Raw genomic sequence first — 21109 nt, 5'->3', positions numbered from 1 at the left:
AAAGGACGCTGTAGCATTCCATTGGGCACATAATCCTTTCCGAAAATCGAAAGCCGATTTTCGGGGTGATGTGCAGAGGGCTTATAAATGGCGCGCGATACGACCGATTTCCGCCCGATCGAAGGTGTCGACGAACTCGTCGAGCATCTGGCCGAAGGCAACAAACCGCGCGACAAGTGGCGCATTGGCACCGAGCACGAGAAATTTCCCTTCTATGTCGACGGCAACGCGCCTGTGCCCTATGGCGGCGAGCACGGCATCCGCGCCATCCTCGAAGGCATGCAGTCAAAGCTCGGCTGGGATCCCATCATCGACGACGGCCGCATCATCGGCCTTGTCGAACCGACCGGCCAGGGGGCGATTTCGCTGGAGCCGGGCGGCCAGTTCGAGCTTTCCGGCGCACCGCTGGAGACGATCCACCAGACTTGCCGCGAGGGCAACGCGCATCTGGCGCAGGTGCGCGAGATCGCCGAACCGATGGGCATCCGCTTTCTTGGCCTCGGCGGCAGCCCGAAATGGTCGCTGGCCGAGACGCCGAAAATGCCGAAATCGCGCTACGAGATCATGACGCGCTACATGCCCAAGGTCGGCACCAAAGGCCTCGACATGATGTATCGCACCTGCACGATCCAGGTAAATCTCGACTTCGAGAGCGAGGCCGACATGCGCCGCAAGATGCAGGTGTCGCTGAAGCTGCAGCCGCTGTCGACGGCGCTGTTCGCCAATTCGCCTTTCACCGAGAGTCACCCGAACGGCTTGCAGAGCTGGCGCGGCGACATCTGGCGCGATACCGACAACCAGCGCTCGGGCCTGCTCGAATTCTGCTTTTCGCCCGATTTCGGTTTCGCCGACTATGTCGAATGGGCGCTCGACGTGCCGATGTATTTCGTCATCCGCGACGGCCGGTATCACGACATGACGCACATCACCTTCCGCCAGTTCATGGCCGGGGCCGCACGCAATGAAGTGCCGGACGGGCTGCCGACAATGGGCGACTGGGCGAACCATCTGTCAACGCTGTTCCCGGACGTGCGGCTGAAGCGCTTCCTTGAGATGCGCGGCGCCGACGGCGGGCCATGGCGGCGCATCTGCGCGCTGCCGGCCTTCTGGGTCGGGTTGCTCTATGACGAAGCCGCACTCGATGCGGCGGAGGCATTGACCTCGAGCTGGACGTATGACGAAACGCTGGCGATGCGCAACGCCGTGCCCGAACAAGGCATTTCCGCGCCGTTCCGCAACACCACGCTGCGCGAGATCGCGCGTGACGTGATGGTCATTTCGCGCATGGGCCTGAAGAACCGTGGCCGCAAGAACCGAGACGGCTATGACGAGACCTCGTTCCTGAACACTTTGGACGAAGTCGTGGCCCGCGGCACAACCAGCGCAGAGGAGATGCTGTCGGCCTACCACACGCGCTGGGGTGGCTCGATCGAGCCGGTTTTCATGGAATACGCCTATTAACCCTCGGATTTGACGCCGCGGATCGATCGGCAAAAGCCGCTTCAATCGGAAGTGGAAACGAACTAGGCTTCTCCGGCGAGGATTTCCGGAGGAGACGCCGATGCCTACCTTGTTCGACATGCTGACGCAGGCCCAGAACGGCAACGGCATGCAGGCCCTTGCCCAACAATACGGGCTTTCGATGCAACAAACGCAGGCGGCGGTTGCCGCGCTGCTGCCGGCCTTTTCGCAGGGGCTGCAACGCAACACTGCCGATCCCTACGGGCTCGGCGCCTTCATGACGGCGATGGCCAGCGGCCAACACGCCAAGTATTTCGAGGACGCAACCCGGGCCTTCTCGCCGCAGGGCGTCGATGAGGGCAACGGCATCCTCGGGCATTTGTTCGGCTCGAAGGATCTGTCGCGCGCAGTGGCCAGCCAGGCGGCGCAAGCGAGCGGCGTCAATCAGCAGATCCTGCAGCAGATGCTGCCGGCGATCGCCTCGATGGTCATGGGCGGGTTGTTTAAGCAGACAACAAATCAGATGCAGGCCGCTGGCGGTTTCGGCGGCGGCGGCAACAACCCGCTCGGCGAGATCATCGAGCAGATGATGCGGCAAGGCGGGCAGGCTCCGGCGCCGCAGCAACGCCAGGCGCCGCAGCCCCCGATGGACAACCCGCTCGGCAAGGTCTTGCAGGACATGTTCGGCGGCGGGACACCACAGCCGCAAAGCCAGCCGCAGCCGACGCCCAATCCCTATGGCGACAATCCGCTCGGCAAGGTGCTGCAGGACATGTTCGGCGGCGGCGCGCCTCAGCCGCAGCCACAAGGTCGGGCGCAACCACAGCCTCAGCAGACGCAAAGCCCTTATGGCGACAATCCGTTGGGAAAGATCTTCGAGGAGATGCTTCGGCAAGGCGGCGGTGGAGGCTTTGGCATCCCGGGCGGGCAGCCGGCGCCGCAACAAACTCAAGCGCGCCCACAGCAGCGTCAGGCACCGCAGCCACAGGCCAATCCGAGCGGCAGGCCGAAAAACCCGTTCGACGACCTGTTCGGCAAGATGTTCGAGACCGGCGCCCAGCAGCGTGACGAGTACCAGAAGGGCGTGGAAACGATCTTCGACCAGTTCAAGCGGGATATGGACCGGCGGTAGGTCGACAACAAGCGCCATCCCCAGCCAAGAAAAGAAAAGCCCGGTCCAGGGAGGACCGGGCAGAGTGCAGGCGGGCCGGCGGGGATCCGGCAGGGAGTGGGGGCCTGCATACTTTTCAGTCGCGTCGAACCCCGAAAAGGTTCTCACGGCAACCTAAACGACAAGCGATAGATCAGGCCACCTTGCGGGCGATGTCCTCGATCGTTTCCACACGATCGGTGGTGATTTCGCGCAACATCGCCGTCGGGTCGCGGCCAAACGGCACGTCGATGGCGACATGCAGGTCGGCGCGCGTCAGGCCGATATCGGCGAGTTCAAAATCCGACATCTCGCCAAGGCGGTAGAAGGCGCGGCGGTTTTTCCAGGCGCGGTAGATGTTGGAGACGGTGTTTGCCACGCGCGTCGCAACGGCCGGACGCGAGGTGATGCGCGAGGTCTCGGTGGCGAAATCAAACGTGGTCATGTCGGTCTCCTTCAGACTCGAACGGACGAAACCAGGCAACAGACGCTGGCGACAGCGACCGTTCCGGTCCCAATTCACATGCTTTCATGTGGACAATGCCAATTTGCCATCGACCGATTGATTAATCCAACGAATGTTTCTAATCTTTAGCATCAACACTAGTGATGGATTGGACCGATGAAAGCGCCGCTCGATCTCGATCAGTTGCAGACCTTCATCTCGATTGCCGACACCGGCAGCTTCACCCGAGCGGCCGAAGAGGTGCACCGGACCCAGTCGGCGGTGTCGATGCAGATGCGCCGGCTGGAGGAGCGGCTCGGCAAGCCGCTGTTCGAAAAGGACGGGCGCACCAACAGGCTGACCGAGGAGGGCGACAAGCTGCTCTCCTATGCGCGGCGGCTGCTCTACCTCAACCGCGAAACGCTGGCCGCTTTCGACGACCGGCGGCTCGAAGGCACGATCCGCATCGGCACGCCCGACGACTATGCCGACCGCTTCCTGCCGGAAATCATGGCGCGGTTCACGCGCTCCAATCCGCGCGTCGAACTTACCGTCATCTGCGAGCCGACGCCGGGGCTGGTCGAACATATCAAGCGCGGCAATCTCGACCTGGCGCTGGTGACGCACAACGACGTCCGCGGCCAGTCGGAGGTGGTGCGGCGCGAACCGCTGCTGTGGGTCACCTCGGCCAATCACGCGACGCATGAGCAGGTAACACTGCCGATGGCCTTTGGCCGGCCGAATTGCATCTGGCGGCGCGCCGCCGTCGATGTGCTCGACCAGCAGAACCGCGACTATCGCATCCTGTTCACCAGTTTCTCGGCCACCGTCATCACCGCCGCCGTGCTTTCCGGCCTCGCGATCTCGGTGCTGCCGGAGTGCGCGCTGAGGCCCGGCATGCGGGTGCTGGGTGAAGCCGACGGCTTTGGCGCCTTGCCCGATTGCCGCATCGGCATCATGCGCGGCCAGACGTCGCGGCCGGAGATCGTCGATGCGCTTGCACGCCATATTTCGGAAAGCCTGGACAATATTTCGGTGCCGATCAGCGAAGACACCGGGACATTCGATTTCGCAGCGCTCGCCTTCACCAAGCTGCGGCGGACCAAGCCGAACCAGATCCTACCCGGCTGGTAGGCAGGGTCAGGCATGCGGGTTATGAACGCTTGGCCTGACGCGGCCACCTTGACGCGGGCGCCCAACCGTCCCCCAATCGACCGATGAGCGACGCAGCATCCGAATCACGCACCAACGCCGCCGAATACACGGTAAGCGAAATCTCCGGCGCGCTGAAGCGCACGGTCGAGGATGTCTTCGGCAATGTGCGGGTGCGCGGCGAAATATCAGGCTATCGCGGGCCGCATTCCTCCGGTCATGCTTATTTCGCACTGAAGGACGACCGCGCGCGGCTCGACGCCGTGGTGTGGAAAGGCACGATGAGCCGGCTGAAGTTCCGCCCCGAGGAGGGGATGGAAGTGATCGCCACCGGCAAGCTCACCACCTATCCCGGCAAATCCAACTACCAGATCGTCATCGACAATCTGGAGCCGGCCGGCGCCGGCGCGCTGATGGCGCTGTTGGAAGAGCGCAAACGGCGGCTGCAGGCCGAGGGCCTTTTCGACATCGGCCGCAAGCGATTGCTGCCGTTCATGCCGCGCGTCATCGGCGTCGTCACCTCGCCGACAGGGTCCGTCATCCGCGACATCATCCACCGCATCAAGGACCGGTTTCCACTGCATATCCTGGTCTGGCCGGTGCGTGTGCAGGGCGAGACGTCAGGCGCGGAAGTGGCCGCCGCGGTCGACGGCTTCAATGCGCTGGCATGGGATGGCGCCATCCAGCGTCCCGATCTGCTGATCGTGGCGCGCGGCGGCGGCAGCCTCGAGGATCTCTGGGGCTTCAACGACGAGGCGCTCGCCCGCGCCGTCGCCGCTTCCGGCATTCCTGTGATCTCGGCTGTCGGCCACGAGACGGACTGGACGCTGATCGACCTCGTCGCGGATGTGCGGGCGCCGACGCCGACAGGTGCGGCCGAAATCGCCGTGCCGGTGAAGGCCGACCTTGAAGCGACGCTTGCCAGCCTTGCTGCGCGGCTCAAGGCGGCGGTCCTACGCAATATCGAGCGCAAACGGCAGGCCGCCCGGGCGGCCGCCCGGGCTCTCCCCTCGCCCGATCAATTGCTGGCGCTGCCACGACGACGCCTCGATGAGGCGACATCTAGGCTCGGACGGGCGCTGTCCGTCAGCGTCGACCGCAAGCGGGCGCGGCTGCAAGGCCAAAGGCTGACGCCGGCCACCCTGTCGCGGCGCATCAATGAAGCCCGCACGCTGACCGGCCGCGACCTCGCCCGCGCGCAGGCAGCGTTTTTTGCCATCGTGCGCGAGCGCCGCGCGCGATTTTCCCGCACCGCGACGCGGCTGTCGCCGGCACCGATCGCACGACGCCAGAAACTGCTGGGAGACACGCTGGCGGCGCTGGCGCGGCGGCAGGATCGGGTGGTCTCCGCGCGGTTAGAGCGCCTGCGCGGACAATTGAGCCAGGCCGACCGGCTGCTGGCCACTCTGTCGCACAAGGCCGTTCTGGCACGCGGCTTTGCCCTGGTGAAGGACGCCGACGGGGTGGTGATCAAGCAGGCGGCCGATGTGGCGTCGGGGATGGCGCTTTCGCTGGAATTCGCTGATGGCACCGCCGATGCGGTAGCGCTCAGCGGCACCGCAAAGCCGAAAGCCGTGGCAAAGCCGGCAGCCAAGGTCAAAGAGCCGGGCAATCAGGGATCCCTGTTCTGAGACCATGACCGACAATCCGCATCATCTGGCAACGCCTTCCGGCAAGCCGCGCGCGCGAAGGTTCGGTATCGGCTTCGACGGGAGCCCCGGGCCGTTCAACGCGATCACCGATGTGCCCGGCGTTGCGGTCGGCTATGCGACGTTGATTTCGGGCGATGGCGCACTCGTCGTCGGCAATGGACCGGTGCGCACCGGCGTGACCGCTATCCTGCCCAGGCCGCGCTCCGATCTTGCCACGCCGGTCTTCGCCGGCATCTTCAGCCAGAACGGCAATGGCGAATTGACCGGCTCGCACATCGTCGAGGAAACCGGCGCTTTCAACTTCCCGATCACCATAACCAACACGCATTCCTGCGGTGTCTCACGCGACGGCACGCTGCGCTGGATGCAGAGCGTGCTGCCGGCCGCCCTCGACAGCGGCTGGGGCCTGCCGGTTGCGGCGGAGACCTATGACGGCTTCCTCAACGACATCAACGGCCACCATTTGACATCAGAGCATGTTGCCCAGGCACTTGACGACGCGACCACCGGACCGATCGAGGAAGGCAGCGTCGGCGGCGGCACAGGCATGATCACGTTCGGCTTCAAAGCCGGATCAGGGACTGCATCGCGCATCGTCGACTGGCACGGCCGTGCCTACACGGTCGGCGCCTTCGTGCAGTCGAATTTCGGCAAACGGCGCAATATTACTATTCGCGGCCTGCGCGCCGGGCCGGAACTCATCGAACCGGCGGTCCGTGAAGGCATGCCGCGTGCCGAAAAAGGTTCGATCATTGCCGTCATCGCCACCAACGCGCCGTTCCTGCCGCATCAGATGAAGCGACTGGCCCGCCGGGTGCCGCTTGGCGTCGCCATGACCGGCGGCTTCGCCTACCACAGTTCAGGCGACATTTTTATCGCCTTCTCGACCGCCAATGCGAGCGCGGCGTTGGCGCCATCCGGCCGCATCGCCAGCGCCGATTTTGTTCCGGACACCGACATCGATCCGTTTTTCGATGCGGTGATCCAGACCGTGGAGGAAGCGATCCTCAACGCGTTGGTCGCCAATGACGACATGACCGGGCGCGACGGAAACTTCGTGCCGGCGCTGCCGAAAGCGTGGCTGAAAGAAAAATTTGGCTGAAAGCGATCGCTGAAACAAAAACGCGGGCCAAGCAAGCCCTCGTGTTTCAGATGGGTCGCCGCTATGCGGTCATTCCGCGGCTTTGCTGGACGCTTGCTGCTGCTCGTCGGCTTCGGCCGCTTCCTCGAGCCGAGAGGCGATGAGTTCCTTGATATCGCCGACTTCTTCCTGGATATCTTCCAGCGGTATGCCGACTTCCGCCGCCTCGGCAGCGCATTCCTTGGCCAGTGTCTCGGCCCGCTTGTCGATCCTGGCCTGGGAGGACTGGCAATGGACCTTTTCGCCGATCCATCCCCGCAAGAACTCGATCGCGTGTTCACTCATACTGCTGTTCCCTGGCGGCAAAGCCGGTTGGTAATCACAAACGTCGACACCCCGCAAAGGATGCATGTCCCCATTCGAGCCGAGTCGCGGTCTGCCGGCAAGCCGATGCCGTCCAAGGTCCACAGAGCCATAGGAAATCGAGGGGTCAAGAGCATTTTCTGCTTCTGGAGGGGTCGGTACCGTTGGCTGGGTCATGCCCAGCGCTACGCCACTGTTTCTATTTGCTTTTTCCGGTTTCCGAGCCGATTTTCGTCACAATAGATGGCGCAACACATGACACATTTACAGTTGCTTCAGGGGCGCAGCCCTCAGGCACGCGGGTCGAAGCCGCCGCTATATAGTGACATCCTCATGCAATGTCGACTCTGCCTGCCATCCTGCCTGCCATCCTGCTTCTTTCCGCCGCGCCGAAGGGCTCCGCGAAGGACGCAGAGCAAGTGATGATGCACCGACCGTGCGGAGCAGGCCTCGGCGGACCCGCTCAGACGTGCACAGCCACCACGGCCGCACAGTCACCGGCCTTGACCAGGCCGGGAAAATGCCGCGCCGCCAGCATGCCCGGCATTTTTGCCCGGATTTCCTGGGGGGCGATGCCGGTACGGCCGGTGGAATGAATGCGCGCCAGCACCGCGCCTTCTTCGACGGGCTCGCCAAGATCGACCATGGTTTCGATCATGCCGTCATCCTCGGCGAACGAAAAACAATCGCCAGACGGCATGTCGAGCCACTGGGTTTTGCTCCTCTCGACCGCTCCGGCGACGATGCCGCCATGACGCAGCACATTGAGAATGCCGCGCCGCGCGATCCGCACGGTCTGCGCGCGCGAGGTGCCGCCGCCGCCAAGCTCGGTGCTGACGAAGACCTTGCCCATTTCCTCCGCCGCCGTGTCATACATGCCGACTGAATCGATCTCGATCATGCGCATAGAGAACGGTGCGGCGAAGGCCGCGACCGCGTCGAAGGCTTTCTGCTCCAGCGCCTTGTCGGGCAGCGTGTGCGCGGCGCAGAACGACACGAAGTCCAGCGTCTTGCCGCCGGAATGGAAGTCGAACACGATATCCGCGCGGGGAAGTAGCTCACGCTGGAAATAATCGGCGATCTTCTCGGTCACGGTGCCGTCCGGCCGGCCGGGAAAGCTGCGGTTCATGTTGCCCTTGTCGATCGGCGAGGTGCGCGTGCCGGCGCGGAAAGCCGGATAGTTCATCGCCGGCACGATGATGACCGTGCCGCTGACTTGCTTCGGATCGAGCGTGCGGGCCAGATCGTAAAGCGCCAGCGGCCCCTCATACTCGTCGCCATGGTTGCCGCCGGTCAGCAGTGCGGCCGGCCCCTTACCATTGCGGATGACGCAGATCGGCATCATCACCGAGCCCCATGCCGAATCGTCGCGGCTGTAGGGCAAGCGCAGGAAACCATGCTGGACGCCGTCGCGATCGAAATCGACGGTTGGCGCGATCGGAGATGGGCGCAGACTGGACATCGAACTCAATCCTTCACCACCAGCTTGCGCGGCACGTTGGCCAGGCACTCCATACCGTTCTCGGTGATCAGGATGGACTCCGTGATCTCCAGCCCCATCGTCTCCAGCCACAGGCCGGTCATGAAATGGAAGGTCATGCCGGGCTTGAGCTCGGTGCGATCGCCGGGGCGCAGGCTCATCGTGCGCTCGCCCCAGTCCGGCGGATAGGACAGACCGATCGGATAGCCGGTGCGGTTGTCCTTGACGATGCCGTATTTCTTGAGAACGCCGAAGAAGGCGTTGGCGATGTCCTCGCACTTGTTGCCGGGTTTGGCCGCTGCCAGTCCCGCCTCCATGCCTTCCAGCGTCGCCTTCTCGGCATCGAGGAACTCCTGCGTCGGCTTGCCGAGGAAGACAGTGCGCGACAGCGGGCAGTGATAACGGTTATAGCAGCCGGCGATCTCGAAGAAGGTGCCCTCGCCTCGCTGCATCGGCTTGTCGTCCCAGGTCAGATGCGGCGCCGAGGCATCGGCCCCCGACGGCAGCAACGGTACGATTGCTGGGTAATCGCCGCCAATACCGTCGACGCCGCGCGTGCCGGCATCGTAGATCTCTGCGACGAGATCGCATTTGCGCATGCCGACCTCGATCTTGTCGAAGATGCGCTGATGCATGGCCTCGACGATGCGGGCGGCCTTGCGCATATAGTCGATCTCGGTCGGGCTCTTGATCGCGCGCTGCCAGTTGACCAGCGCGGTAGCATCGACAAAGCGGGCGTTGGGCAGATGTTTCTGCAACGATGCGAAGGCGGCGGCCGAGAACCAATAATTGTCCATCTCGACGCCGATGGTGAGCTTGCCCCAGCCGCGATCGGCAAGCACGCTCGACAGGAAGTCCATCGGGTGGCGCTCGGTCGACTGCACATAGTGGTCGGCATAGCCGACGATGTTGTCATGCGCGAGATAAGCGGTGCGCTTGGCGCCGTTGGCATCCTGGCCGCGCCCGTACCAGACCGGCTCGCCCGAAGGCGGCACGATGACCGCCTGATGCACGTAGAACGACCAGCCGTCATAGCCGGTCAGCCAGGCCATGTTGGAGGGGTCGCTGATAACAATAAGATCGACGCCCTTCGCCTCCATGGCTTTGCGCGTCTTGGCGAGGCGATCCGCATATTCGCCGCGCGAGAACTTCAGGTTCGGTTGCATTGTTCTTGGTCCTCGTTTGTTGGGCCTCGCGGCCAGCATCAGCTTTCGAAAATGGTCCCGGAATTGGCCGCCCGCGCCCGGTCGCGGGCGAGCGTGGCTATCGCCGTATCCTGCACACCGGTGCCGGTCAGGTCGGCGATGGTGATGTCGCTGGCCGAGCGGCGGCCATGTTTTTCGCCGGCGATGATCTGGCCGAGTTCGGTCACGTCTGCATCTCCAGCCATCACACCCGCCGCGATGGCATGATGCAGCTCACCCAGCCGCCTTGTCTGGCGGGCGCTGTCGGCGACATAGAGATCGGCCATGCGCAGGATTGCCGGCGCAATCTCGTTCTTGTGCTCGGCGTCGGAGCCCATCGCGGTGATGTGCTGGCCGGCGGTAACAAACCCCGCCTTGATCAGCGGCTCGGTCGACGGCGTGGTGGTGACGACAATGTCGGCGCCGGCAACCGCCTCTGCCGCGTCGATCTCGGCGCGCACGACGATGCCGAGCTTTTCGCGCAAGGTGGCGGCGGTCATCTCCGCCTTGACGGCATCGCGCGCCCAGATGCGCGCCTCGGCGATCGGCCGCACCAGCATGAGTGCTTCGAGTTGCAGCCCGGCCTGGACACCGGCGCCGAAGATCGCGGCGACAGAGGAATCCGGCCGAGACAGATGTTTGGCCGCGACCGCGCCTGCGGCAGCTGTGCGAACATCGGTGAGATAACCATTGTCGAGCAGCAGCGCTTCGACCAGGCCGGTTTTGGCCGACAGCAGCACCATCATGCCGTTGACACTGGGCAGGCCGAGCTTCGGATTGTCGAAGAAGCCTGGACTGATCTTGATGGCGAAGCCGTCAATGCCCGGCACATAGGCGGTCTTCACGTCGACCTCGCCGCGATGCTCGGGAATGTCGAGCCGCAGGATCGGCGGCATCGCCACCGGCAGAGTGGCGAGCGCGCGGAAGGCGTTTTCGACGCAGGCCACGGCATCGAGATCGAGCGTCACGATCTTGCGCAATTCTTTCTCGGTGAGGATTGTCATCCGGCTCATGCGACGCGCTCCTTAAGCGATGGCGCCTCGCCGCAGACGATCTTGCGGTGCGCGTCCATATCGATGTTGCGGCCGGAGAGAAGCACAACCACCGGCCCGTTCGCCCCGACCCTGCCGGCGAGCAGCGCGGCGATGCCGACCGCGCCGGCGCCCTCGACGATCTCGCGTTCCCTTGCATAGGCGTGGCGGATGCCGTCGGCGATCTCGTCCTCGCCAAGCAAGATGACATCGTCGAGCAGGTCGCGGCACATGGCGAAGGTCAGCCGGTTGTCGAGGCCGATGCCGCCACCGAGCGAATCCGCCAGCGTCGGCAATTCCTCCACCAGCACCGGGCGACCGGCATCGAGGCTGGCCTTCATCGCCGCACCGCGCGCCATCGAAACGCCGATGACTTTCGTGCCCGGACTGACGCCCTTGACGGCCGCGGCTATGCCCGCCGCCAGTCCGCCGCCGGACAGCTGCACCAGCACGAGCGCGGCGTCTGGAACCTGTTCGATCATCTCCAGCCCGAGCGTGCCTTGCCCGGCGATAATGTCGGGATGGTCGAAGGGCGGCAGCATCACCAGCCCCTCTTGCGCCACCAGCCGATCGACTTCCTGCTGGGCATCGTCCTGGCTGTTGCCGACGATGCGGACCTCCGCGCCAAGCCGGCGGATCTCGTCGAGCTTGTTCCCCGGCACCAGCCGCGACATGCAGATCACCGCGCGCATGCCTTCAAGCTTCGCCGCATGGGCAAGCGCCCGGCCGTGATTGCCAGTAGAGGCCGCGACCACGCCGCGTGCCTTCTCCGCAGTGATCAGCGAAGCGATGGCATTCGAGGCGCCGCGCAGTTTGAAGCTGCCGGTGGTCTGGCGATGTTCGAGCTTGAGGTGAACCTGCGCGCCCAGAAACTCCGAAAGACTCGGAGACATCACGGTCGGCGTGCGCTCGACCTTGCCGGCAATACGCTCACGCGCGGCGCGAATGTGCTCAAGGGTGACCTGTGTCATGATCATCAATCACGCGGCAATGGCAGCGTCATCAGACGGCCGAATTCGGGATGGGCTGTCTCGTCGCCGCAAAGCCGCAAACAATTCCAGGCGGTCGCCTGGTTGCTGGTCACCACGGGGCGGCCGATCGCCTTTTCCATGCCGGTGACCGCAAGGGCACCGCGCAGCGCCGTGCAAGAGACGAACAGCGCATCGGCGTTCGCGTCGGTCGCCTCGCGCGCCAGGTCGACAAGCGCCACCGGCGCGATGCGCGCCATTTCGCGGTCGTCCTCGAAACCAAGACAGGTGAAGCTGGCGATGTCGAACCCTTGCGCGGCGAAATAGGCGGCCATCGGCCTAGATGTCTCGACGGTGTAGGGGGTGAGGATGCTGATCTTGCTTGCGCCCAGCGCACGCAATCCGCGCACGCCAGCCATCGGCGGGGTGACAACTGAAACGCCGGGCTTGGCGACCTGGATCGCGGCCTCGATCTCGGCATCGCCGATCACCACCGACGCCGAAGTGCAGGAATAGCAGATGGCATCGAGCGGCTCATCCGGCAGGATCAAAGCCGCGCCTGCCGTCAGTGCCGGCTGCATCTTACGCAGATTCTCCGGTGTCGTCGGGTTGGCGTAGGGAATGCGGGCGACATAGACGCCGATCCGCTCGCTCGCCACCATGCGGCGGAAATCCGGTTCGCTGGTGTGATCGGTGGCAAGAACGATCAGGCCGACGCGCCGCTCCAGAGGGCGCGCATCCAGTGCCGGCCGTTTCGGATAGACCTTGATCTCGGGCAAGGGTTTCATCGGCTACCTCTCGATCTTGCCGTAGCGGCGTTCCAGCCAGCGCAGCAGCACGACCGAAAATAGACTGATGACGAGGAAGAAAGCACCAACCAGCGTGATCGGCTCGATATAGCGATAATAGGTGTTGGCGACGCTTTTCGCCTGGTTCATCAGTTCCAGCACGGTGATTGCCGACAGCAGCGGCGTTTCCTTGAACATGGCGATGAAATAATTGGCCAGTGCCGGGATCATCGGCGGAATGGCCTGCGGAATGATGATGTGGGTCCAGGTCTGCCTGGCGCTGAGATTGCACGCCTTGGCCGCCTCCCACTGGCCGCGCGGCACATTGTCGATGCCGGCGCGGTAGACTTCCGCCGTGTAGGTGCCGTAGTGCAGCCCGAGCCCGATGACACCGGCGACCAGCGGCGGCAGCAGGATGCCGATGTCGGGAAGCACGTAGAAGATGAAATAGAGCTGCACCAGCAACGGCGTGCCGCGAATAAACTCGGCCAGGAAGCCGACCGTGCGCGACAACGCCTTGTTGGACGAGCGGCGCGCCAGCGCGATGCCCAACCCGACGACCGCCGCCAACACCGAGCCGAGCAGCGTCGCCAGGATGGTGATCTTCACCCCCTGGATCAGCGTCGGCATGATTTCCCAGACGAAATTCCAATCCCATTCCATCAGCAGGCCCAATTTATCAGAAGGGCATTGGCCATCAGACACGCACCCCATCGAGGCCGCGTGCCATGCGGCGTTCCAGCGAACGCATGCCCCATGAGATGAGCAGGGCGAGGATGAAATAGATGAACAGGATGGTGGCGAACGGCACCATGGTGTTGCCGGTCTGGGCACGCACCACCTGCGCCTGGAAGGTCAGGTCGGTGAGCGAGATCAGCGACACCACGGCGGTCGCCTTAAGCAGTTCGATGGCGTTGTTGCCGAAGGTCGGCAACATCACCAGCAGCGCCTGCGGCAGGATGATGTGGCGCATGCCTTGCCAGCGGCCGAGATTGAGCGCGGTGCAGGCTTCGTACTGTTCGCGGCCGATCGACTGGATGGCGCCGCGCACCACTTCGGCGGCATAGGCGCCGACATTGAGGCCGAGTGCCAGCACGCCGGCCTGCAGCGGCGTCAGCGAAATACCGATGAAGGGCAGCACGAAATACGCCCAGAACAACTGCACGAAGATCGAGGTGCCGCGGAAGAATTCGATGTAGGCGGTGGCCAGCGCGCGCAGCACGAAGAAACGGGACAGCCGCCCCATTCCGGCGAGAAAGGCCATGAACAGGGCAAGCACCGATCCCATCAGCGTCAGCTCGATGGTGACAAGCGCTCCCTGCAATATCAGGCCGAAATAGCCGGACCACTGGGTCATTCGATTAGAGGTTCCAACGTTTGGTTTTAGGACCCTTCTCCCCGTTCACGGGGAGAAGATGCCGGCAGGCAGATGAGGGGCAGCGCGAACTTGCGAAGGTATGGCGCCGCACCTCATCCGTCACTTCGTGACACCTTCTCCCCGTTGAACGGGGAGAAGGAAAAATCACTTCGCCGCGCAGAGCTTGTCGCGCGTCGTCGACATCGCCGCTGCCGCCGAGAAACCGTAGGGCTCGATGATCTTGGCGAACTCGCCCGATGTCTTCAGCTTGGCCAGTTCGACGTCGAAGGCATCACGCAACGCCTCGTCGCCCTTCTTGAAGGCGGCGCCGTCGCAATAGACCGGCGCGCCCTGCACCGGCGCGATGACTTCGAGGTTCGGATCGGCGGCCTTCTTGACCAGATCATTGATCGACAGAACGGGCAGCGAATAGGCATCGATGCGGCCGTCCTGCAGCATCTTCACGCCGCTCTGGCCGTCCGGCACGACGATGACACGCTCGCGCGGCACACCGGCGTTGAGCGCCAGCTTCTCTTCGGTGCCGCCGCCGGGCGCGCCGATGGTCGCGGTGGTGTCCTTGGCGACATCCTCATAGCTCTTGAAGCCTTTCGGGTTGCCCTTCTTCACCAGCATCGCCTCGGCGTCGCACAGCACCGGCTCCGAATAGACCACGGCGGCGCAGCGTTCCGGTTTCATGAACAGGCCGGCGGTGACGACATCGAAGCGACCGGCCTGCAAGCCGGGGATCATGGCGCCATATTCGGAGATCGAAGCGACGATGTCAGCGACGCCCAGGCGCTTGAAGATCTCGCGCGCCACATCGGGCGCCGCGCCGGAGACCTTGCCGTCGGCGGCGACCGCCGTATAGGGCGGCTCGTTGGCGATGGCGACGCGGGCAAAGCCTTGTGCCTTGAGTTGCTCGAGCTTGCTGTCGTCGGCCGAACCGGCGGTCGAGGCGGCGAGCACCGCCGTCAGTGCAAGACCGGCAACGCCGGCCAGAATGCCAAGTTTCTTCATTGTTCCCAACTCCTTGTTTCTTGTCTTGCTTTTGTTACGGGGCGGCCTCGCCGCCCTGGGGCATGGCGGTCAGACGCGATGTCCGGCCGCGATGATCTTCTTCAGGAAGCCTTGCGTGCGCTCCTGCTTGGGATGACGGAAAATCTCGTCGGGTTTGCCTTCCTCGACGATCTTGCCACGATCGAAGAACAGCACCCGGTCGGCGAAATCATGGGCGAAACCCATCTCGTGGGTGACCAGCAGCATGGTCATGTCGGTCTCGGCGGCGAGCTTGCGCATGACGTTCATCACCTCCTCGACCAGCTCCGGATCGAGCGCCGACGTTACCTCGTCGAACAGCATGATCTTCGGCGACAGCGCCAGCGCCCGGGCGATCGCCACACGCTGCTTCTGGCCACCGGACAACTGCGCCGGCATGGACTTGGCCTTGTCGGCCATGCCGACCATTTCGAGCAATTCCATCGCCCGCTTTTCGGCAGCCGCACGCGGCGTGCCCTTGGTCAGCATCGGCGCCAAAGTGACATTGTCCATGACGCATTTGTGGGGAAACAGGTTGAACAGTTGGAAGACCATGCCGATTTTCTGGCGCATCCTGGTGAGATGCCGTTCATCAGCGGGCAGCAACTGGCCGTTGCGCTCCATGTGGTAGAGCTGCTCGCCATCGATCTGGATATGACCGCCATCGATACGCTCCAGCGTCATCAAGATGCGCAGAATCGTTGTCTTGCCCGAGCCCGACGGGCCGATCAGTGCCAGCTTTTCGCCAGGCATGACCTGCATCGACAGGCCATCCAGCACTTTGAAAGTGCCGAAGCTTTTTGAAATGGCGTCGATCTTGATGATGGGCGTGGGCACTGCAGTTCCCCGTCCTGGAGAGGTCTATGCTCTTAACGATGCGGAACGCGCCAAATCATGTCAATTGAGAAAATAATATCATGACAATTATTCTGATTCCGCACAATTTCCGAGCACCCCAGCCTAGATAGCGAGCAGCAGGTGTTCCGGATCGCCAAGCAGCAGCTTGGTGACAACGCCGAGGCCGGCGCGCAGTTCCCCTTCGGTGGTCGAACCCAGCGAGATGCGCACCGCCGGATGCCATGGAGCGTCCGAGATGCGGAAGGAGGTACCAGGTGCAATCGCCACGCCTTGCAGCCGAGCCTGGGCGACAAAGCTCTCCTCGGCGCGGTCGGCCGGCAGTTGCAGCCAGACATGCAGCCCGTCGCGCCGGGCGCGATAGTCCACACCCGCCAGCACTTGCGCCGCGATATCCTGCCGCCGCCGCAAGGCCGCGCGTTGCCAGTGGACAAGCTCCATCGCCGTGCCATCGGTCACCCATTTGGTGGCAATCTCCGCCACCAGCGGCGTCGCCATCCAGTTCGAGACCAGATGCCGGTTGGCAACGGCGGCGACATAGCGGTCGGGCGCCGCTAGATAGCCGATGCGCAGGCCGGGCACGGTGATCTTGGTGAAGGAGGTGACGTAGAGCGTGCGCTCCGGCGCAAACGCGGCAACCGGCGGCGGCCGGTCTTCGACCAGAGGACCCAGCACATCGTTCTCGATGATGGCGATGTCGTGCTTGCGCGCAACCGCCGCGATCTGCTCGCGCCGCGCCGCATCCATCAGGGTCGCCGTCGGGTTGATCACCGAGGGCTGTACGAACACGGCGCGGATGTCGGAAAGCCGGCAGGCCTCGTCCAGCGCTTCCGGGATCAGGCCGTTGCCGTCGATCGGCAGGCCCTGGAGGTTGAAGCCGAGATAGCGGGCAAGCGGCACCAACGTGTGATGGCCGATCGCCTCGGTGGCAACGGTCGAGCCGGGCGGCGCCACGCTCATCAGCGCCACCGTCATGCCGGCGGTGGCGCCGTTGGTCAGGCTGATGTTCTGCGCGGAGGTGTCGAGACCGCACAGTTTCAGCCATTCGACGGCGACGGCGCGGTGGCGCGGAAACACCATGTTGGGGCGGAACGACAGCGCTGAACTCGATGGCAGGTTTTCCGCCAGCCAGCCCAGCGCCTGCTTCAGCCGCTCCAGATGCATCGGCTCGCAGACCGGCTTCAGGATCGACAGATCGATGACTTCGCCGAGCCGCTCCGGCAAATAGGGCGGCTCCGGCTCGCGGCGCTGCGTCTGGACGAAACTGCCGCGGCCGATCTCGCCCGAAATCAGGCCGCGGCGGATCAGCTCTTCATAGGCGCGACTGACCGTCTGGACCGAAAGTTTCAGATCGTCGGCCAGCCGCCGATGGGTCGGCAGCCGCGCGCCATTGGCCAGGCGCCCGTCATGGATGGCACGCGCGAACTGGTCGGCCAGCGATTGATATGCCGGCCGCCGGATGAGTGCGGGATCTGGTTGCCACAATGTCATGACTTATTAGAGATCGAAATCAGTGCAATTGACAATCGAAATAATGCGCCGTCATGGTGCGGTGGACGAAAAAGTGGACGCCGATGACATCAGCGAAACTCGACCCGATCGACCTGAAAATCCTCGACGCCATCCAGCGCGACGGACGCATCACCAAGCTGGCGTTGGCCGAGCAGGTCGGCCTGTCGCCGACGCCGTGCTGGATGCGGCTGCGCAAGCTGGAAAAGGCCGGCATCGTCTCGGGCTATCATGCCAGGATCGCCATGCGCGTCGTGGCACCCGTCGCCACCGTGCTGATGGAGGTGACGCTGGCCAACCACCGCCAGGCCGATTTCGACCGCTTCGAGCGCGTCATCCGCGACATCCCAGAGATCGTCGCCTGCTGGTCGGTGGGCGGCGGCGTCGACTATGTGCTGAAGGTGATGGCGCGCGACATCGATGCCTATCAGCGGCTGGTCGATGGCTTGCTCGACCGCGAAATCGGCATCGATCGCTACTTCACCTACATCGTTATCAAGACGGTGAAGGACGAGATCGCGCTGCCCATAGCCGACCTGCTGCCGGCGTCGGCTTAAGGCCGGAGAGATCGTCTGCCGAGGCGACGCAATAGAGAGAGTCTCTCTACTTCAAGGCATCCAAACAGCCTCTCTGTCTGCATCGGGACGGATAGTCTTCCCGCATCAGTCCGAACCGGGAGGTCTCGACCATGTCCGCGCATTTCGCCCGCTCGCATCGCCATGAAGCGCTCGACCGCCTCGCCGACCGCCGGCTGTTGCGCGAACTCGCCTATGTCGATGGCCATTGGACGGCGAGCGAGGCCGCCGAGAGCTTCGAGGTCACCGATCCGGCCACTGGCACCACTGTTGCTTTCGTCGCCGCGCTCGATGGCCGGCAGACGACAAAGGCGATCGATGCCGCCGCGCGCGCCTTTCCGGCCTGGCGAGCGCTGTTACCGCAGGAGCGCTCGAGAATCCTCCGAAAATGGTTCGAGCTGATCATTGCTGCAAAGCAAGACCTCGCTCTGCTGATGACGCTGGAACAGGGCAAGCCGCTGCAGGAATCGCTGGGCGAGATCGCCTACGCCGCCTCCTTCATCGAATGGTATGCGGAAGAAGCAAAACGCCTGAACGCCGAGAGTGTCACCAGCCATCTGCCGAATGCCGAAATGATGGTGCGGCGCGAGCCGCTCGGTGTCGTTGGTGTCGTCACGCCGTGGAATTTTCCGTCGGCGATGCTGACCCGCAAGGCCGCGGCAGCACTCGCGGCCGGATGCACCATCGTGGCGCATCCGTCCTCGGAAACGCCGCTGTCGGCGCTGGCGCTGGCCGAACTCGGCGAACGCGCTGGCCTGCCCGCCGGCGTCTTCAACATCATCACCGGCAAGGCTTCGACCATCGTCGGCCGGATGTGCGAAGATCCGCGCGTTCGCGCCATGAGTTTTACCGGCTCGACCGAGATCGGCAGGCTGATCGCCGCGCAAAGTGCTGCTACGATGAAGCGGCTGGTAATGGAGCTTGGCGGCCACGCGCCGCTGATGGTCTTTGCCGATGCCGATCTGGACAAAGCGGTTGATATCGCCATCGACGCCAAATTCGCCACGTCGGGCCAGGACTGCCTCGCCGCCAACCGCATCTATGTTCAGCGTCCGATCTACGATCGCTTCTGCGCAGCTTTCACCGCGCGCATCGAGGCGCTGCGAACCGGCAATGGCCTTGCAGATGACACCGACATCGGCCCGCTGATGCATGAGCGCGCGATCAAGAAGGTCGAAGAGCAGGTCACCGATGCGCTGACCCATGGCGCGCGCTGCCTCACCGGCGGCAAGCGGCACCAGGCTGGCCCCCTGTTCTATCAGCCGACGCTGCTGGCCGATGTCACCGATGAAGCGCTGATCATGCGCGAGGAGACTTTCGGTCCGGTCGCCGCCGTGACGGCTTTCGACAGCGAGGACGAGGTGATCGCCCGCGCCAACGCCACCGAATATGGCCTCGTCGCCTATGTCGTGACCGAGAACGGCGCCCGCCAGTTGCGCATGGGCCGCGCGCTCGACTACGGCATGGTCGCCATCAACCGCGTCAAGATCACCGGCGCGCCGATACCCTTCGGCGGCGTCAAGCAATCCGGCATCGGCCGCGAAGGCTCGCGTCACGGGCTCGAAGCCTTCACCGATCTGAAGTATCTCTGTCTGGACGTGGCCTAGACCCACCCGGAACTTTCAAGGAGTCAAAAAATGCTCGACCAGTCCAACGAACTCGCCGCCTGGGATCGCGACCACTTCTTCCACCCCTCGACCCATATGGGAACGCATGCGCGGGGTGAGAGCCCGACGCGCATCATGGCCGGCGGTGAAGGCGTCACCGTGTGGGACAACAACGGCCGGAAGAGCCTCGATGCCTTTGCCGGCCTCTATTGCGTCAATGTCGGTTATGGCCGGCAGAAGATCGCCGATGCCATCGCCGCCCAGGCGAAGAACCTCGCTTACTACCACGCCTATGTCGGCCACGGCACCGAGGCTTCGATCACGCTGGCCAAGATGATCATCGACCGCGCGCCGCAAGGCATGTCACGGGTCTATTTCGGCCTGTCGGGTTCGGATGCCAACGAAACCAACATCAAGCTGATCTGGTACTACAACAATGTGCTCGGCCGGCCGGAGAAGAAGAAGATCATCTCGCGCTGGCGCGGCTATCACGGCTCGGGCGTGATGACCGGATCGCTGACCGGGCTCGACCTGTTCCACAACGCCTTCGACCTGCCGCGCGCGCCGATCCTGCACACCGAGGCGCCATACTATTTCCGCCGCGCCGACCGCTCGATGAGCGAAGAGCAGTTCTCGCAGCATTGCGCCGACAAGCTCGAGGAGATGATCCTGGCCGAGGGCCCGGAAACGGTCGCTGCCTTCATCGGCGAGCCGATTCTCGGCACCGGCGGCATCGTACCCCCGCCTGCCTTCTACTGGGAAAAGATCCAGGCGGTGCTGAAGAAGTACGACGTGCTGCTGGTCGCCGACGAGGTGGTGACGGGCTTCGGCCGGCTGGGCACCATGTTCGGCTCCGACCACTATGGTATCAAGCCGGACCTGATCACCATCGCCAAGGGCCTGACCTCGGCCTACGCGCCGCTGTCGGGCGTCATCGTCGCCGACAAGATGTGGCAGGTGCTGGTTGAGGGCTCCGACAAGCTCGGCTCGCTCGGCCATGGCTGGACCTATTCGGCGCATCCGATCTGCGTTGCCGCCGGTGTGGCCAATCTCGAATTGATCGACGAGATGGATTTGGTGACAAATGCCCGCGATACCGGCGCCTATTTCCGCGCCGAGCTGGCCAAGGCTGTCGGCGGCCACAAACATGTCGGCGACGTGCGTGGCGACGGCATGCTGGCGGCGGTCGAGTTTGTCGCCGACAAGGACGACCGGGTGTTCTTCGACGCTTCGCTCAAGATCGGACCGCAGGTGGCGACAGCACTTGCGGCGAGCGGGGTCATCGGCCGCGCCATGCCGCAGGGCGACATTCTGGGCTTCGCCCCGCCGCTCTGCCTGACCCGCGAAGAAGCCGACATCGTCGTTTCAAAGGCGGCGGATGCGGTGAAAAACGTGTTTGCCAATCTCTGAAATCGA

General features: G+C 63.9%; 20 protein-coding genes. 8 read left to right on the top strand and 12 right to left on the bottom strand.

What is annotated here, in order from left to right; genetic code table 11:
* The first annotated feature begins 87 nt into the window (after nt 1-87).
* Nucleotides 88-1461 carry a glutamate--cysteine ligase gene (locus tag ACFOJ9_RS05290; RefSeq protein WP_378977368.1) on the top strand — a complete coding sequence of 458 codons (1374 nt, stop codon included), beginning with the start codon at nt 88-90 and terminating at the stop codon, nt 1459-1461.
* Nucleotides 1462-1561: 100 nt separating this feature from the next.
* A complete protein-coding gene (locus ACFOJ9_RS05285) occupies nt 1562-2593 on the top strand; it encodes a DUF937 domain-containing protein (RefSeq protein ID WP_378977366.1) in 1032 nt (343 codons plus the stop codon).
* A gap of 172 nt (nt 2594-2765) precedes the next feature.
* Here ACFOJ9_RS05285 and ACFOJ9_RS05280 read toward each other — a convergent pair whose 3' ends face one another.
* The gene (locus tag ACFOJ9_RS05280; RefSeq protein WP_378977364.1) at nt 2766-3056 is read right to left on the bottom strand and encodes a DUF1127 domain-containing protein; all 291 of its coding nucleotides are present in this window, start codon (nt 3054-3056) and stop codon (nt 2766-2768) included.
* A gap of 177 nt (nt 3057-3233) precedes the next feature.
* Between ACFOJ9_RS05280 and ACFOJ9_RS05275 the strand changes: the two genes are divergently transcribed.
* From ACFOJ9_RS05275 to ACFOJ9_RS05265, 3 genes are all read left to right on the top strand, one after another.
* Complete coding sequence (locus ACFOJ9_RS05275) at nt 3234-4190, top strand: LysR substrate-binding domain-containing protein (protein ID WP_378977362.1); 957 nt, start codon at nt 3234-3236, stop codon at nt 4188-4190.
* An 83-nt stretch (nt 4191-4273) separates the two neighbouring features.
* Nucleotides 4274-5839 carry an exodeoxyribonuclease VII large subunit gene (xseA, locus tag ACFOJ9_RS05270; protein WP_378977360.1) on the top strand — a complete coding sequence of 522 codons (1566 nt, stop codon included), beginning with the start codon at nt 4274-4276 and terminating at the stop codon, nt 5837-5839.
* A 4-nt stretch (nt 5840-5843) separates the two neighbouring features.
* Nucleotides 5844-6962, top strand: a complete 1119-nt coding sequence (locus tag ACFOJ9_RS05265; protein WP_378977358.1) for a DmpA family aminopeptidase — start codon at nt 5844-5846, stop codon at nt 6960-6962.
* Between the two features lie 69 nt (nt 6963-7031).
* Here ACFOJ9_RS05265 and ACFOJ9_RS05260 read toward each other — a convergent pair whose 3' ends face one another.
* The 11 genes from ACFOJ9_RS05260 to ehuR form a co-directional block, all read right to left on the bottom strand.
* Nucleotides 7032-7286 carry a hypothetical protein gene (locus ACFOJ9_RS05260; protein ID WP_378977356.1) on the bottom strand — a complete coding sequence of 85 codons (255 nt, stop codon included), beginning with the start codon at nt 7284-7286 and terminating at the stop codon, nt 7032-7034.
* A gap of 481 nt (nt 7287-7767) precedes the next feature.
* Nucleotides 7768-8766 (bottom strand): N(2)-acetyl-L-2,4-diaminobutanoate deacetylase DoeB, encoded by a 999-nt coding sequence (doeB, locus tag ACFOJ9_RS05255; RefSeq protein ID WP_378977354.1) that lies wholly within the window; start codon nt 8764-8766, stop codon nt 7768-7770.
* A 5-nt stretch (nt 8767-8771) separates the two neighbouring features.
* Nucleotides 8772-9950 carry an ectoine hydrolase DoeA gene (gene doeA / locus ACFOJ9_RS05250; RefSeq protein WP_378977352.1) on the bottom strand — a complete coding sequence of 393 codons (1179 nt, stop codon included), beginning with the start codon at nt 9948-9950 and terminating at the stop codon, nt 8772-8774.
* Nucleotides 9951-9988: 38 nt separating this feature from the next.
* The gene (gene eutC, locus ACFOJ9_RS05245) at nt 9989-10981 is read right to left on the bottom strand and encodes an ectoine utilization protein EutC (RefSeq protein WP_378977350.1); all 993 of its coding nucleotides are present in this window, start codon (nt 10979-10981) and stop codon (nt 9989-9991) included.
* On the bottom strand, nt 10978-11970 hold the full coding sequence (eutB, locus tag ACFOJ9_RS05240) for a hydroxyectoine utilization dehydratase EutB (RefSeq protein ID WP_378977348.1): 993 nt from the start codon (nt 11968-11970) through the stop codon (nt 10978-10980). Before eutB ends, eutC begins: the two co-directional genes overlap by 4 nt.
* A gap of 5 nt (nt 11971-11975) precedes the next feature.
* On the bottom strand, nt 11976-12755 hold the full coding sequence (gene eutA / locus ACFOJ9_RS05235; RefSeq protein ID WP_378977346.1) for an ectoine utilization protein EutA: 780 nt from the start codon (nt 12753-12755) through the stop codon (nt 11976-11978).
* 3 nt (nt 12756-12758) lie between these two features.
* On the bottom strand, nt 12759-13418 hold the full coding sequence (gene ehuD, locus ACFOJ9_RS05230) for an ectoine/hydroxyectoine ABC transporter permease subunit EhuD (RefSeq protein ID WP_378977344.1): 660 nt from the start codon (nt 13416-13418) through the stop codon (nt 12759-12761).
* A gap of 34 nt (nt 13419-13452) precedes the next feature.
* Nucleotides 13453-14112 (bottom strand): ectoine/hydroxyectoine ABC transporter permease subunit EhuC, encoded by a 660-nt coding sequence (ehuC, locus tag ACFOJ9_RS05225; RefSeq protein ID WP_378977342.1) that lies wholly within the window; start codon nt 14110-14112, stop codon nt 13453-13455.
* 165 nt (nt 14113-14277) lie between these two features.
* Nucleotides 14278-15129 carry an ectoine/hydroxyectoine ABC transporter substrate-binding protein EhuB gene (gene ehuB, locus ACFOJ9_RS05220; protein WP_378977340.1) on the bottom strand — a complete coding sequence of 284 codons (852 nt, stop codon included), beginning with the start codon at nt 15127-15129 and terminating at the stop codon, nt 14278-14280.
* A gap of 69 nt (nt 15130-15198) precedes the next feature.
* On the bottom strand, nt 15199-15984 hold the full coding sequence (gene ehuA, locus ACFOJ9_RS05215) for an ectoine/hydroxyectoine ABC transporter ATP-binding protein EhuA (protein ID WP_378977338.1): 786 nt from the start codon (nt 15982-15984) through the stop codon (nt 15199-15201).
* 123 nt (nt 15985-16107) lie between these two features.
* Nucleotides 16108-17493 (bottom strand): MocR-like ectoine utilization transcription factor EhuR, encoded by a 1386-nt coding sequence (gene ehuR / locus ACFOJ9_RS05210; RefSeq protein WP_378977336.1) that lies wholly within the window; start codon nt 17491-17493, stop codon nt 16108-16110.
* Between the two features lie 83 nt (nt 17494-17576).
* Here ehuR and ACFOJ9_RS05205 point away from each other — a divergent pair, with 83 nt between their 5' ends.
* The 3 genes from ACFOJ9_RS05205 (at nt 17577) to ACFOJ9_RS05195 (ending at nt 21103) form a co-directional block, all read left to right on the top strand.
* Nucleotides 17577-18068 (top strand): Lrp/AsnC family transcriptional regulator, encoded by a 492-nt coding sequence (locus tag ACFOJ9_RS05205; protein WP_128289922.1) that lies wholly within the window; start codon nt 17577-17579, stop codon nt 18066-18068.
* A 131-nt stretch (nt 18069-18199) separates the two neighbouring features.
* Nucleotides 18200-19693 carry an NAD-dependent succinate-semialdehyde dehydrogenase gene (locus ACFOJ9_RS05200; RefSeq protein WP_378977333.1) on the top strand — a complete coding sequence of 498 codons (1494 nt, stop codon included), beginning with the start codon at nt 18200-18202 and terminating at the stop codon, nt 19691-19693.
* 30 nt (nt 19694-19723) lie between these two features.
* The gene (locus ACFOJ9_RS05195; RefSeq protein ID WP_378977331.1) at nt 19724-21103 is read left to right on the top strand and encodes an aspartate aminotransferase family protein; all 1380 of its coding nucleotides are present in this window, start codon (nt 19724-19726) and stop codon (nt 21101-21103) included.
* Nucleotides 21104-21109 lie beyond the last annotated feature (6 nt).

The organism is Mesorhizobium cantuariense (genome assembly GCF_042647205.1).
In the GTDB taxonomy this organism is placed as follows: domain Bacteria; phylum Pseudomonadota; class Alphaproteobacteria; order Rhizobiales; family Rhizobiaceae; genus Mesorhizobium; species Mesorhizobium cantuariense.
This window is presented reverse-complemented; position numbering and strand designations above follow the sequence as displayed.